Genomic DNA, 15633 nt, shown 5'->3' on the forward strand with positions numbered 1-15633 from the left:
GTGTATTATTTATTTGTTGTAGAAATTATCCCTTTATTTGGATTGAGATAAAGGAGATGTTTACCTTTGTGGGTATGAGTTTATCTAAAGCAAATGTATTATTCATGGCAGCAGTTACAGGGTTAATTGTTGCTAATTTATATTATTGTCAACCCTTAATACCACTAATTGCAGATGAGTTTGGTGTTTCAGAAGCCTCGGCAGGTACCTTAACCTATTTAACCCAGGCAGGCTATGCGATAGGTATGTTTCTGATGATTCCATTAGGGGATCGATTAGAGCGCAAAAAACAAATTACCTATACCACCCTTTGTGCTATTATAGCCTTAGGATTAACAGCAAGTGTTACAAATTTCTTTTGGTTGCAAGTAATTAGCTTTTTACTTGGAGCCACTTCCATTGTACCTCAACTTATTCTGCCTATGGCTGCTAGTTTAGCTTCAGAAGCACAACGAGGAAAAGTAATTGGTACGGTAGTAAGTGGTTTGCTGATTGGAATCTTATTCTCGCGTACTTTGAGTGGATTTGTAGGAATGTGGTTAGGCTGGAGAGGCATGTTTTGGATTGCAACGGCAATCGGAGTTTTACTTGTTGTGCTCATTCAATTTAGACTTCCTATTAATAAACCAACTTATCAAGGATCCATTTCGAGTCTATACCGCTCGCTTTTTATCTTAATTAAAGAGCAACCCGTACTTCGAGAAGCTACTTGGATTACTAGTTTGGCTTTCGCTCAATTTGGTGCTTTTTGGACCACGATGGTATTACTGTTGCACAATCAGCCTTTTGGCTATGACAGTGCTTTGATTGGTTCTTTTGGATTAATTGGTGCTTGTGGTGCTTTTGCAGCGCCTTTGGTTGGGAAAATTGGCGGAGCAGGCGGGGCACAAAAATTAATTTTATATGGCATAGGCATGACATTTTTGAGTTTTGTTGTTTTTGCGTTATCTGCCACGTCTATTGTGGGGATTATTATTGGAATAGTCTTGATAGATTTAGGATTACAGACGATTCACGTCTCTAATCAAACGCGTATTTACTCCTTATTACCTGAAGCGCGAAACCGATTGAATACTGTCTATATGTCATTTAGTTTCCTTGGAACGGCGTTTGGCTCGGCTTTTGGTTTATATTTGTGGAAATATTTTGGATGGGTAGGTGTTTGTTTCGGTGGCATGGCTTTGGCCTTTTTGTCATTCTTAATTTATCTGCGCACAAAGAAAAAAAATAGTAAAAATTAATAACATAAGAAGAATGGAAAACGGTATTTACGCAAAATTTAATACGTCAAAAGGCGAGATTTTAGTTCAACTAACTGAAGATAAAACACCGGGAACAGTAGGTAACTTTGTTGCATTAGCAGAAGGAAAATTAGAAAATTCAGCACGTCCACAAGGAAAACCTTACTATGATGGATTAAAGTTTCATAGAGTTATACCAGATTTTATGATTCAAGGAGGATGTCCACAAGGAATCGGATCAGGTGGGCCAGGTTATACATTTGATGATGAATTTGATGCTACATTAAAACATGATGGCCCTGGTGTATTGTCTATGGCAAACGCAGGTCCAGGAACAAATGGATCACAATTCTTTATCACACACGTTGCTACACCGTGGTTAGATGGTAAACATACAGTTTTTGGACGTGTAATCAGTGGACAAGATATCGTAGATGCAATTACTCAAGATGATGTAATTGAGTCAATCGAGATTGTACGTGTGGGTGAAGAAGCTCAAAAATGGAATGCAGTTGAGGCTTTCCGTACATTTGAAGGAGCAAGAGAAAAAAGAATCGCAGAACAGAAAAAAGCAGGAGAAGAAGCTTTAGAAAAAGTAGCTGCTGGTTTTGAACGTACTGAAAGTGGATTGCGTTACCAAATGATCGTAAATGGATCAGGGAAACAAGCGGAAAAAGGGAAAACAGTTGCGGTTCACTATAAAGGAGCTTTAGATAATGGAATGGAGTTTGACAATTCATACAAACGCAAAAAACCAATCGAGTTTCCTTTGGGAATGGGACATGTAATTGAAGGATGGGACGAAGGAATTTCCCTATTACGCGTAGGAGATAAAGCTCGTTTCGTTATTCCTCCTTATTTAGGATACGGAGAAAGAGGTGCAGGTGGAGTTATTCCTCCAAATGCAATCTTAGTATTTGATGTTGAATTAATGGATGTAAAGTAATACAATATAAACTCCCAATCTTTTTTAAGTTTGGGAGTTTTTTATCTTATACTATTTTATATGAAAGAGAAAATCGATACGTGTTACGAGAAAATAAAACCCTATGTACATCACACGCCTATTATGGAGTCTGGTCATATTGAAAACTTTCTAGGTAGTGATTTATATTTTAAATGTGAAAACTTTCAGCGTGCAGGAGCCTTTAAAATGAGAGGGGCAACCCATGCTATTTTGCATTTAACTGCAGAGCAAAAAGAAAAGGGAGTTGTCACGCACTCATCAGGTAACTTTGCACAAGCACTTGCTTTGGCTGCTCGTACCTTTGATGTGAAGTGTTATATTGTGATGCCATTTAATGCTCCCAATGTAAAAAGGGATGCTGTTGTGATGTATGGAGGAGAAATTGTAGAATGTGCGCCTACCATGGAGTCAAGAGAACGCGTGTGTAATCAAGTGATTGATGAAACAGGGGCAACATTTATTCATCCTTCAAATGAAATTAATGTCATTATTGGCAATAGTACAGCGACTAAAGAATTATTGGAAATTGAACCTGATTTAGATGTATTGATTGTGCCTGTTGGTGGAGGTGGATTATTAGCTGGAACCATTTTAGCTGCTCAGGCCTATGGAAAAGAGGGGATTGAAGTATATGCCGGAGAACCTTATGAGGTAGATGATGCCTTTCGTTCCTTAATAAGTGGGAAGATTGAATCTAATCTTTCTGTGGACACCATTGCAGATGGTTTGCGTACGCAGTTAGGGGATGTCAATTTTCCAATTATTAAAGAGGGAGTAAAAGCAATTATTCGCGTTCGAGAAAATGAAATTATTAGTGCAATGCGCCTCATTTGGCAACGTATGAAAATTGTCGTTGAACCAAGTAGCGCTGTAGCTTTAGCTGTATTGATTAAAGAACGCCCATTATTTGAGGGCAAGCGAGTAGGTATTATCTTATCTGGTGGAAATGTAGATTTAGATAATTTACCCTTTTAAAAGGTTTAGCTTTATACTAAACCTTTTTTTATGCTTTTAATCGAATAACTGTTGGTAGGTATCGTTGTATTTTTTTCGCAAACGCTGTTTGGTCTTTTTTACAGCATCAATCGTAATTCCTAAAATATTAGCTGTCTCTTGATTGGTAAGGTTTAATCGCTGTAATAAAATAACGCGTAAATTAGAATCTGTCAAATCCGGGAAGGATTGTATGAGATTGGCATAATATTCGGGCTGTTCTGTTTGGAATGTTTTTTTGAATACCAACCAACTCTCATCTGTCATCAAGTGAGAAGAGATGGTTTGTTCTAGTTTCATACGTTCCGCTTGAGACTTCACACTGGTAGAATCTTTTATTTTGTTCAATTCTACCTCTAAAATATTAATCTGTTTTGTTTTTTCTGCTAAGTATTCTTTATAGGAGTCCAAAGAGTGATTGGTATCTTGCCATCTTTTCTCAGATTCAGCCATCTCTTGTTCAATTTTTTGAATATTAGATTCATACATTGACGCTTGTTTGGATAATTGTTTTCGATATACTTTATAAAGAAAAACTAAAACACAACCCAATGAAAAAGAAAGGGATAGAAAAAGTAGACGCTGGTAATTAATTTTTTCATAGTGATAGCGCTGTGATTCTAATTGTAAGTTAATCAATTCGATTTCGGCATCCCAATTAATCTGATCGATGGCTTTTTGACCTTCTGTTTCACTAATATACTCGTTGAGGATTGTTAGCTTTCTTCTGTAGAGCAATTCGCGTTTTTCATCTTTTTCCGCAATAGAAACTTCCAATAATAATTTCATGATATCATATTCAAAACCCTTGACATAATTCAAGGTTTGCGTATATGAAAAAGCCTCTAGCGCTGTTTTTTTAGTATTTGAAACATCACCTTTGTCCCAATATACTTGCGCAAGGGAGAGTAAAGCAAACATGGTGTTTTTTTTATCATCCACTTTTTTAGAAAGTGCAATATCTTCTTCCAAATAAGCAATGGCTTTTTCCCAATTTTGTTTATTGTTTTCAATCACTGCTAAATCCCCTAAAATCTTAGCATAACGCAAAAGATCTCCTTGGCTTTCTGCTAGATTTTTGGCTTGTATTAAATAGGGGTATGCTAATGCTTCTTGTTTATCTTTAATCGCAAAATTGCCAATTGCATTTAATAAACTGGTATAATTGATATTGTCTTTGGAAGTGAACTGCAACGCCTTTGTTAAATACGTAATTCCTTGCTTGTATTTGCCTATAGTCCCATAGAAATAACCGATTTTTCGATAAATATCTGTAGGTTGTATAGTGATTTCTTCTGGGTGATGATCTAAAACGTAAGCTACTTCACTATAGTAATTAGCGGCCTCAATATAGTGGTTGTAGGTATAGTAATAGAACCCTATTTGGGTATTAAACCAATGAGTTAAATTAGGAAAATTCAAGGCCTTTACTTGTACTTCCGCTTCTTTCATTAATAGGGTCGTCTGTTCATTAAATGCTCCTAGTTCCTGTGCTTTAATTTGAGCTCTTTTGACCTTCTGAATGATATTGAGCATGTCCTTTTGTAAGGGATGAGGACTAGAAGATTGTGCTTGAACAATTTCGTCGAGTTTCGCTACATCATCTACCTTGTGTAGTTCTGTCAGGAGTTGGTTGATATGCAAAGAGGTAGTCTCTCTTGTATTGCTACAAGCGTAGAAACATAATAAAATAATAAAGTATGCTATTTTTTTCATAAATACCTCTCTATATCGAATGAATGAGCAAATATAGTTAAATTTTCGAATGTCCACCCTTTTGTCCACCCTAATGTCCACCCCAAATATATTATTTTTTTAACAGAATGTTATATTTTGCTTAAGTTTTTGTAAAGACACCTTAGAGCTTCAAAAACACAGAACAATTAAAATCAATTATTAATCATTATTTACTCTATTTAATTTATGAAGCAGAAATTACTTTTAACGTGGCTGTTCTTACTCAGCTTTTCGTTATCGATGTTTTCCCAGATTCAAATTGGCTCTGGTACATCAACTAATAATAATATGCCAATCTTTACGAATTGGGATTACAGTATTAGTCAACAAATTGTATTGAAATCAGAATATACAAGCCAAGATGGAATAGGTGGTGATATTACCAAAATAAGATGGTTTGTTACTGCGAATTCAAATCTCAGTGACAGATGGGATTTATGGGATGTTTATATCGGTCATACTGCGAAAGCAAGTTTTACTGGGGCAACGGATTGGATTGATCTAAATACGGCTAGTTTAGTTTATAGTGGTACAATTACACCTGTAAATGGGCAATGGATGGAAATTGAATTAACTACACCATTTACTTATAATGGGGTAGATAATTTTTTTATTACAGTTGTTGATAAAAAAATTGGATTTACTAGTAGTTATCCGGGATTTAGGAGTTACAATGCCCCAAATCAAGGATTATATGCTTATCAAGATAATACAGTAATTAACACAGTAAATTTAGGTGCTAATTCAAACAAAACAAGAACAAGTACGGTTGCCCAAGTACAACTAGTAGGGGCGCTAAATCCTTGTCAAAAACCAGAGAATTTCTCGGTTTCCAATTTAACTTCAACGAGTGCTACAGTAAATTGGGTGAATAACTCGATGGATATCATGGCACAAGAGTACGAATTGCGTACCAATATGAATGTTGGAACAGCAACAGGACGAGTTAGTACTGGTACAGTATCAAATGCTGAAGAACAAGTGGATTTGACGACGCTGACTGCAGACACACAATATTATTTTTATATCAGAACAAATTGTGGAGATGATATTAATTCGTCTTGGGCAATGATTAGCTTCAAAACCCTTTGTACGTCAGTAAATATTCCTTATGTCATGGCACTTTCTTCATCTTCTGTGGTACCAAGTTGTGTTACTGTACAAGATGTTAATAATGATGATAAGACTTGGACGGCATCTAGCAAACCTTCTTCTTCTGGTTTTGTAGATGCTAATGTAATGAAGTATAATATGCATGCTACTAATGCGGCCAATGATTGGTTTTATACCCAAGGGTTAAATTTAGTAGCTGGACAACGTTATCGTGTTTCTTTTAAGTATAGAGATGCAGGACAAGTTGAAAATTTGAGAGTAAGTTATGGCTCATCAGCTGTTAATACAGCTATGACCAACGAATTGTTTACTATTGAAACAGGAACTACGAATGCGACAGTAAATAAATTTATTGATTTCATACCTGCAACAAGTGGCGTATATTATATTGGTTTTCAGTCATATTCTGATGCGAATAAGGCTTCTTGGTTTATTGGAGATATTAAAGTGGATGTATCGCCAGCTTGTATTGAACCTACAGATGCTGTACTTACTAGTGTAACAGAGAATACAGCTGTTTTTAGATGGACAGCTTCAACAGGTTTACCAGCTAATGGATATGCGTATGAAGTTCGTACTGAAGGCAATCCAGGTGATGCTACTGGACGTGTAACATCTGGCACTACAGCTGCAGGTGTAGTTACAGCAACAGCAAATGGATTATTGCCTAATACAGCGTATAAATTTTATGTGAAAGCAGTATGTTCTGGAACGGATTCCAGTGCATGGACAGAGGTATTGAATTTTAGAACGGATTGTGCAATCGAAAATGTACCTTACATAATGGATATCAATTATGTAACTACACCGAATGTTCCGTTCTGTTTAACAGTACAAAATGTCAATGCTGATAATAAAACATGGATATCATTTGATAAACCATCTGGAACTCCATTTAGAGGTACAAAAGTAATGGGATATCCTTTTCATAGTACTAATGCAGCAAATGATTGGTTTTTCACTAATGCAATTAATTTAGTCGCAGGTCAAAGTTATCGATTGAAATTTAAATATTCGCATGGTAATTGGGCTGAAAAATTACGTGTAAGTTATGGTGCCTCAGCTGAGAATACTGGAATGACGACTGAGTTATTCACAGTAACTACCAGTTCTACGGGTACTACAATTGAGAAAATTATAGATTTTACACCAGCTACAAGTGGAGTGTTTTATATTGGTTTCCAAGCGTATTCAGATGCAAATAAACTGAATCTATATATAGGTGATGTTGAATTAGATAAAACGCCAACGTGTTTTGTTCCAGGAGAGATAACTGTTGATAGAGCTACTTTAGCCCATAATAGTGTTACGTTTACTTGGGCAGTGCCAGAGCAAGCGCCTGCTACTGGGTACGAATATGAAGTTCGCACTTCAGGTAATCCAGGTGAAGCAACAGGACGTGTAGCAACAGGAACGACAGTTGCGGGTGTATTAACAGCTACAGTAAATGGCTTACAACCGTTAACAGATTATAAAATTTACATCCGATCCGTATGCGTAGGGACAGATAAAAGTGCTTGGACAGAGGCAAAAGAATTTAAAACCCTTTGTCAACCTCCTGCTTTAGTTTCTTCTACTGGTGGATCAATTTGTGGAGTTGGTACTGCAACACTTCAAGCGACTTATGAAAGAGGCTTGGTAAGATGGTATGAAACAGCGACAAGTACAACTGTATTAGGTACAGGAAATTCATTTGTTACGCCAGAAATTTCACAAACGACATCATATTGGGTAAGTTCAACCGCAGATGCAGTAATTAAAAATATAGGAAAAGTTGCCCCAACTGATAATTCTACGTATGAAGGTACGGATACGGGTATTGTATTTTCTGTTACAGAGCCAATAAAAATTACAAGTGCAAATATTTATGCTACAAGTAGTGGAACGATAAATGTAAAAATTACTAATAGTGCAGGAACCGAATTATATTCCACAGGGAATGTAAATATTCAGGCAAATGGTATAACAACACCGACTCAAGTTCCTATGAATTTTGATGTACAGCCAGGTACAGGTTACCGCATGTTAATTAAAGCTTATTCAGGAGTATCTTTAATTAGAGAATATTCAGCTTCTTTTCCTTATGTAAGTGATGATAATGCAATAACACTTACAGGAGGATATATTTCGGGTACAAGTTCCACCTATTATTATTTTTATAATATTGGATATGAAATAGGATGTACAGGCCCTCGTACGGAAGTGGTAGCTACTGTGACTGAAGCGCCAGCCTTTACATTATCGACAGCGGAGTTAGAAATTTGTAGAGAACAAGTGAGCAATGTAGTTACTGTTACTGAAGGAGCTGCAAATTATGATACGTATGAATGGATGCCTGCTACAGGAGTAACAGGTAATGCTACTACAGGATGGATATTCTCACCAACAGAGACTACAGATTATGTGTTAACTGTATCTCAATCGGATGGTGTGTGTAAGGTTAAAAAGACAGTACGAGTTGTTGTAAAACTTACTCCAGAGGTAAATGGCATGCTAACATCAATAGAGTTGTGTCCTGGAACAGTAGGAGAATTGAATGCTGGTACTGGTAGAAGCACTGAATCTATTTTTGGAACAGGAACATTGGCTACAGGAGCAACAAGTTATCCAAACCCTCTGTCTGCTTACTATGGAGGTGTGAAGACACAGATGCTTTATACTAAAGACGAATTGTTAGCAAAAGGATTAACTGCTGGTAGTACGATTCAAACACTTGCCTTTGAATTAAATGCTTTTGTTGCTTCTCAGTGTAAAGATTTTACCATTCGAATGGGACATACAACTGGAACTGCTATGACATTGACAAGTTTAGGTACTTCGTCAACGTTGACGACAGTGTATAATAGCCTCTCTTTTACTCCATCAGCTTCAGGTTTTGTAACATTTACATTGAACATTCCATTCGTGTGGGATGGTACAAGTAATTTAATTATTGAAACGGTACACAATGCTGGAAACGGTGGTAATGGTTCTGGAACAACACATCGTTATACAACTACTACACATGATAGTGTTGTTTACGGAGCATCTGATAGTGTTACTGGAGGAATAGGAGGGATGGATAATCGAGCCTCATTTACTTCTAGTGGAGTTTCAAAAAACAGACCTAATATTAAATTAGGATTTACGGCTACACATCAATATACATGGGCTCCAGTAACGGGCTTATACACAAACCCAGAGGGGACTGAAGCATATACTGGAGATTCGCGTCGAGTAGTATATGTAAGAGCTATAGAACCAATTACTTATACTTTGACAGCTGAAGATAGTGATTCAGGATGTGAGATTACAAGAGAAGTAGCTGTAGAAATAGTAGATTTTGGAAATGTTGAAGTAAATCAGACGATCTTCTGTGAAACAGTAAATGTTGCTGATATTCCAATGACAATTGGTACTCAATTTACTGCTAAATGGTATCAGTCAATGACAGCTACAACAGCATTAACAACAATTACGCAAACAGGTACTTATTATTTAGAGTTGACTAATGGAATTTGTAGTTCACCACGTCAACCGATACAAATAGAAATTATTCGACCAGTTCTTCCAATTGCGGATGCAGATCAATCTTTATGTGAAGATACTACATTAGCAGATTTAGTGGTTACACTGGCGAATCGATTTGAAAGTAAATGGTATGCATCTGAAACAGCAACAGAAGCTTTACCAGATACAACCGTATTGAGCAACGGAACGACTTATTATGTGTCAAGTTATTTCCCTCAAGTAGGATGTGAGTCTGGAAGAATAGCGATAACTGTTCATTTATCACGTACGCCAGCGCCAACAGCACAAGCGGTACAAAGATTCTGTTTAATTAATAACCCAACAGTTGCGAATTTAGTAGCAGACGGAACAGCTATTAAATGGTATGACGCTCCTGTAGGAGGTACCTTGATTACGGCTACAACACCATTACGTGACGAAGCGATATACTATGCTTCACAAAAATTAAATAATTGTGAAAGTGAAGTTAGAACAGCAGTACAGGTTTTTGTTGAAGATATATTGACAGCACCAACTGTTGCAACGGCAGATATATACTATGTGTATGGAGATACACCAGTAGCACTTGAAGCTACACTTACAAGTGGAGATGAGCTAGTGTGGTATGTAGGTAATGCAACAACGGGAAGTACAACTGCACCAACACCTTCGGCAAATGCAGTTGGAGTAACCACGTATTGGGTAAGTCAACGTATCATCAATGGATGTGAAAGTACGCGTACTGAAGTTAAAGTACATGTAACACCAGCTGTATTAACTGTTGTTGCTAACAATCTTGCTAAAATATACGGGGCAACAGACCCAACGTTAACGTATACGATTGAAGGATTTAAATTGACAGATAATGCAAGTGTAGTAACAGGAAGATTAGCTCGAGTAGCTGGAGAAAATGTAGGTGATTATGCCATTGGTATTGGTAGCTTAAGTGCAGCTAATTATACCTTTGATTTTACAGCAGCCACTTTCAAAATTACACCAGCAGTATTAAGAGTACAAGCGACTCCAATGACTAAAGTATATGGACAAGCAGAGCCTACTTTAGGGTTTACGGGACAAGGATATCAATTTAATGATGATAACACAGCACTAACAGGTGCTTTAGTTAGAGAGCCAGGAGAAAACATTGGTACGTATGCGATTACACAAGGTACGTTAACAGCGACAAACTATACGATTACGTTTACAGGTGCAAACTTTGTAATTACGCCTGCAGAATTGACTATTAAAATGGTTGATCAAACGAAAGTATATGGGGATAATGATCCAGCCTTGAACTACCAAGTAGTAGGATTAACGAATGGCGATACCAATGCAATTATTACTGGAGCGTTAACGCGTCAACAAGGTGAAAACGTAGGAGTATATGTTTACCAAAATGGAACCATCGCAGCGACAGCAAACTATCGTTTGCAGTTTGAATTGGGGAACTTAACAATTACTCCAGCTACTTTAATAATTACTCCTATAGTAGGACAAAACAAAGTATATGGACAAGATGATCCAGTATTAAACTACACCGCAACTGGATTCAAATTTACGGATACCACAGCTGTAATTAGTGGTTTATTAGGAAGAGTAGAAGGAGAAAATGTACGTTTATATCGCTATGCAGTAGGTAGTTTAGCATCGCTTCATAATAACTATACATTTGCAGTTGATGCAGCTAGTACATTTGAAATAAAACAAGCTCCTCTTGTTATTGTTGCGGATGCAAATCAGCGAAAAATATTTGGAAGCGCTGATCCAATCTTAACTTATACACTTCAAGGGTTGCAGTTTAATGATAGAAATGTAAATGCAATTTCAGGTAACTTAGGAAGAGTAGCAGGTGAGGCAGTAGGTGTTTATGCAATCAATCAAGGCACACTTGTAGCGAGAGCAAATTACTTTATTGACACATTTGTACCTTCGACGTTTGAAATTGTTAGAGATGAAGTAGGTAATGTTACACTACCATCGAAAACATTTACGTATGATGGAACAGTGAAAAGTTTAGCTGTAACAGGTGATTTAGCACCAAATGCAGTGGTAACTTATGTCAATAATAATCAAACAGAAGTTGGACGTTATGCAGTAAAAGCAATTATTGATTACGGTCCGAATTTTGAAACAAAAGAATTGAATGCTGAATTGAGAATTGTCAAAGCAGAACAAGAGATTAGGTTTGATGAATTGGGGGTTATTATATTAGATGATACACCTTCTTACCAATTAGAAGCTAGAGCAAGTTCTAGATTGCCAATTCGCTACGAAGTGACTTTTGTCGATCAACCAATCTTGACTTTGACACCAGCTGGATTAGTTACACCATTACAAGTAGGTACAGCAACTATTACAGCTTATCAAGACGGTAATGAAAATTATCTACCAGCTAAACCAGTATCGAGGACATTAATCATTAAGAGTAATGGAACGGAAATTTCTGAACTACTAGTAGACGGTGTTTCTTATGGTAAAATACAAGAAGAAACGAATGTGGTATTAGATTGTGCTACAAATCAAAATACAGTAACCTTAGATGTTATTGTACCAAAAGGCACAACAGTAAAACCAGGTACTCAGATTGTAGTGGATGTGAAAACATATGGAGTTCACAGACAAGAAATTGAAGTATTCTCAGAAGATGGTACGAAGAGTAAAAAATACTATGTAAACATAGAGAAACGTTTAGCTACGGCAAATGTTATTTATCAGAAATACGAAAACGTATTATTAGTAAATAATAATAAAGAAACAAACGGAGGCTATAACTTTGTGAAGTTCGAATGGTTTAAAAATGGTGAATTGATCGGTACACAACAAGCGTATTCTGCAGGAGGTGAATATGGAATGAAATTAGATCCAACTGCTATATACCACGCGGTTCTTACTTTGAAAAATGGAACTAAGTTTACAACTTGTCCAATTGAATTAGGATTTGAACAGGCAGAAGAATTACAAGTTTATCCGAATCCAGTTCGCAAAACAGAGGCGTTGAACATTGTATTAGATTCTAACACAGATTATGAAAACTCATATGTTATTTACAACGTATTAGGACAAGTAGTAGGTAAAGGATCATTCAACGGCAATAGAAAAGAGTTGAATTTACCAACTACAATTACTACAGGATCTTATTTCTTAGTATTGAAATCAGAAGGGAAACACCAATCTGTTCAGTTTATCGTAAGAGAATAGTAGGAAAGAGTAGGTTTATTAATTTTAAATAGTTGTCAGGCGGTGGTATCGCTACCGCCTGATTTTTAAAACGAATTTTATGAAAAAAGTTATATATGCAGTAAGCCTATTTGGTCTGTGTTTGATTACGCAAACAGCAACAGCTCAATTTAGCCCTTACTATTACAACAAGCACGAAGTAGGTGTTAGTATACAAGGTGGATATTTAGGCATTCAAAATAGTTTGCCTTATAAGGCAAAGTCGGATGGCGGAATGTCTTATGGAGCAGGATTTCACTATGATTACCATTTATCTCGCAAATGGAGTGTGGGTATTGGTGGAATTTACACTATGAATACCATCAAGAGTGAAATGAGTCGTTTAGAAGGAAGTTTACCTGTAACCGATTGGGAAGGAGATAACTTTATCTTTCGTTACAAAGCAAGCTCAGTCAACGAGAAAATAACGCTCAATCAGTTGAATATTCCTATTACAGTAGGGTATACCTTAGAAAATAATTTGTATTTCAGAACAGGGGTGCAGATAGGATTGAGTATGACGAGCGAAGCAGAAACGACCTTCAATCAGCTACAAACCGAAGGGTATTTTCCGCAGTATGAATTGATTTTACCGTATCCTGAATTTGGAGGATTGGGATCTTTTGATTTACCGAAAGAAAAGAAAGATATTGATGTTGATACGCGAATCGCTTGGGTAGGAGAAGTAGGATACAAGTATGAATTAGCGGAAAGACAAAATTTATACTTTGGGTTGTATTTTGATCTTGGCTTAAATGATATCAAGAAGTCAGACAGTAAAGCTGACAGATCCGCTTTAATTGGTTATAAACCGGATGCGGTTAAAGGAGAAGCTTTAGTGCAACGCAATGCGGTGTACGACAATGCAGCGTATAAACTAAAAACATACGCTGTGGGAATTAAAATAAAATATGGTTTTGGTCTATAATTGATTTTTTGTTTTTTAATTGTTTTAAGCACTCGCTCTTTAAGAGTGAGTGCTTTTTTTAGGGAAAGAAAGAGGGGGGCTAACAAGGCTTCCCTCTTCTTATTTATGACCGTAACGCAGAAGGAGGTTATTGAGGTAAGATTGCTAAAAAGTTCGGTATAGAATAAAAAAAGGCTGTCTTCCAAAAGACAGCCTTTTTCTATATCAATTGAATGCGTTATGCTTTTTTACGCGTATCTAATTCTCCGAAGTACATTTCTTGGAAACTCTTAGTTACACCATGATCCACACGCTTATGGAACGTTCTAGGATCAATTTCATTTGGTTTTTCATATCCAACTGCACTGATGAACTCTCCTAAAGCTTTCATCGTATTTTTGTGGAAGTTTGCTACACGCATTCTCTTATCAGTAACATCTAATGCTTTGTATAAACTTTCATCTTGTGTAGCAATACCTACAGGACAGTGACCACTATCACACTGTAAGGCTTGGATACAACCTAAGGCAAACATCATTCCTCTCGCACTATAACATGCATCAGCACCAAGAGCCATTGTTTTAGCAATATCAAAGGCAGAGATAATTCTTCCTGAAGCTAAAAGTCTGATTTTTCCTCTTAATCCGTTTTCGATTAATGTTTTATTAGCAAATACTAAAGCATCATTCAAAGCCATTCCCATATAGTCAATAAATTCTAATGGAGCTGCTCCTGTACCACCTTCTGCACCATCAATAGTGATAAAGTCTGGTGTGATACCTGTTTGTTTCATTGCGTCAATAATAGCTAAAAACTCATCTCTACGACCAATACAGATTTTAAATCCAACTGGTTTTCCGTTTGATAACATTCTAAGTTTAGCTAAAAATTGTACTAACTCAACTGGATTGCTGAATGCTGTGTGTCCAGATGGTGAGTGTACTGTTGTATGTGGTGTAATACTTCTAATTGCAGCAATTTCAACCGTATTCTTCTCAGCAGGTAGTAATCCTCCATGCCCAGGTTTTGCTCCTTGAGAAAGCTTTAACTCAATCATTTTTACCTCAGGGTAGTTTGAACGCTCTTCAAATAAATGATCACTGAAAAATCCTTTTTCATCACGACAACCAAAGTATCCTGTACCAATTTGCCAAATTAAATCTCCTCCTGAACGGTGGTATTGGCTAATTCCTCCTTCACCTGTGTTATGGGCAAAACCACCAATCTTAGCTCCTTCATTTAAAGCAGTAATCGCTTTTTTACTCAAAGCACCATAACTCATTGCGCTAATATTATAAATACTTGCACTATAGGGTTGTTTACAATCTTCCCCTCCAATTAAGGTTCTGAAATTAGTATCTGAAACGTGTTTTGGATATACAGAGTGTGCAGCCCATTCGTAACCAATACGATTAGCGTCATCTTGCATACCAAATGAAACGGTTTGCTTTTCATTTTTAGCTCTTTGATAAACAATAGAGCGCTCGCGACGGTTAAATGGTTTTCCGTCTAATTCTCCTTCCCAAAAATACTGACGCATCTCTGGACGAATAGATTCAAACATATATCTGAAACGCGCAAATAAAGGATAGTTTTTACGAATCGTATGTTTGTTTTGAATTAAATCATAGATTGTTAAATATGTTAGAATTCCGGAGATTACAAGATTAACAATGCTAGCTGTTGATTGGTAAAGAACAAAAGTGGTAATAGAGTACAATACGTAAATCACAACCAATGCAATGGTCAATTGTCCAAATGTGAATCGATTAAAAAACTTTTTGTGAAACATAAATCTAAAATTTAGTGCAATCTTTTTGTTGTCTAGTTTGTAATGTTAATAGTTTAAAAATAGGGTGAATAGAGTTTTTTTTCCCTTTTCTATTTCAAAAAAAACAGAAAATAAAATCACTTCTATCGGAAGCAAAGGTAGTAAAGATTTTGAATTTAAAAGATTTTTATAATTATTA

Annotated in this window: 7 protein-coding genes; 5 read left to right on the top strand and 2 right to left on the bottom strand. The window is 36.4% G+C overall.

The features are described 5' to 3' along the window. Nucleotides 1-74: 74 nt before the first annotated feature. From AWV75_RS14860 to AWV75_RS14870, 3 genes are read left to right on the top strand one after another with little or no spacing between them, the layout of a single operon-like run. Nucleotides 75-1241: an MFS transporter gene (locus tag AWV75_RS14860; protein WP_197429588.1), complete on the top strand. Its 1167-nt coding sequence runs from the start codon at nucleotides 75-77 to the stop codon at nucleotides 1239-1241. Nucleotides 1242-1254: 13 nt separating this feature from the next. Continuing rightward, nucleotides 1255-2187, top strand: coding sequence for a peptidylprolyl isomerase (locus tag AWV75_RS14865; protein WP_060875118.1), 933 nt, complete (start codon nucleotides 1255-1257; stop codon nucleotides 2185-2187). Nucleotides 2188-2247: 60 nt separating this feature from the next. Then, nucleotides 2248-3183, top strand: a complete 936-nt coding sequence (locus AWV75_RS14870) for a pyridoxal-phosphate dependent enzyme (protein ID WP_060875119.1) — start codon at nucleotides 2248-2250, stop codon at nucleotides 3181-3183. 36 nt (nucleotides 3184-3219) lie between these two features. Here the strand turns inward: AWV75_RS14870 and AWV75_RS14875 are convergent, their stop codons facing one another. Beyond that, nucleotides 3220-4917, bottom strand: a complete 1698-nt coding sequence (locus AWV75_RS14875; RefSeq protein WP_060875120.1) for a tetratricopeptide repeat protein — start codon at nucleotides 4915-4917, stop codon at nucleotides 3220-3222. Nucleotides 4918-5124: 207 nt separating this feature from the next. Here AWV75_RS14875 and AWV75_RS14880 point away from each other — a divergent pair, with 207 nt between their 5' ends. Together AWV75_RS14880 and AWV75_RS14885 are read left to right on the top strand one after the other, a co-directional pair. Further along, nucleotides 5125-12738: an MBG domain-containing protein gene (locus AWV75_RS14880; RefSeq protein WP_231738169.1), complete on the top strand. Its 7614-nt coding sequence runs from the start codon at nucleotides 5125-5127 to the stop codon at nucleotides 12736-12738. A 79-nt stretch (nucleotides 12739-12817) separates the two neighbouring features. Further along, nucleotides 12818-13684, top strand: coding sequence for an outer membrane beta-barrel protein (locus tag AWV75_RS14885; RefSeq protein ID WP_060875121.1), 867 nt, complete (start codon nucleotides 12818-12820; stop codon nucleotides 13682-13684). Nucleotides 13685-13901: 217 nt separating this feature from the next. Here AWV75_RS14885 and AWV75_RS14890 read toward each other — a convergent pair whose 3' ends face one another. Then, the gene (locus AWV75_RS14890; protein ID WP_060875122.1) at nucleotides 13902-15455 is read right to left on the bottom strand and encodes an FMN-binding glutamate synthase family protein; all 1554 of its coding nucleotides are present in this window, start codon (nucleotides 15453-15455) and stop codon (nucleotides 13902-13904) included. Nucleotides 15456-15633: the final 178 nt, after the last annotated feature.

This window comes from Myroides odoratus, from assembly GCF_001549985.1.
GTDB lineage: Bacteria > Bacteroidota > Bacteroidia > Flavobacteriales > Flavobacteriaceae > Flavobacterium > Flavobacterium odoratum_A.

Bases quoted from the DNA above. Each gene is read 5' to 3' on its own strand.
- AWV75_RS14860 (WP_197429588.1), top strand. From the start codon at position 75: ATGAGTTTATCTAAAGCAAATGTATTATTCATGGCAGCAGTTACAGGG.
- AWV75_RS14865 (WP_060875118.1), top strand. From the start codon at position 1,255: ATGGAAAACGGTATTTACGCAAAATTTAATACGTCAAAAGGCGAGATT.
- AWV75_RS14870 (WP_060875119.1), top strand. From the start codon at position 2,248: ATGAAAGAGAAAATCGATACGTGTTACGAGAAAATAAAACCCTATGTA.
- AWV75_RS14875 (WP_060875120.1), bottom strand. From the start codon at position 4,917: ATGAAAAAAATAGCATACTTTATTATTTTATTATGTTTCTACGCTTGT.
- AWV75_RS14880 (WP_231738169.1), top strand. From the start codon at position 5,125: ATGAAGCAGAAATTACTTTTAACGTGGCTGTTCTTACTCAGCTTTTCG.
- AWV75_RS14885 (WP_060875121.1), top strand. From the start codon at position 12,818: ATGAAAAAAGTTATATATGCAGTAAGCCTATTTGGTCTGTGTTTGATT.
- AWV75_RS14890 (WP_060875122.1), bottom strand. From the start codon at position 15,455: ATGTTTCACAAAAAGTTTTTTAATCGATTCACATTTGGACAATTGACC.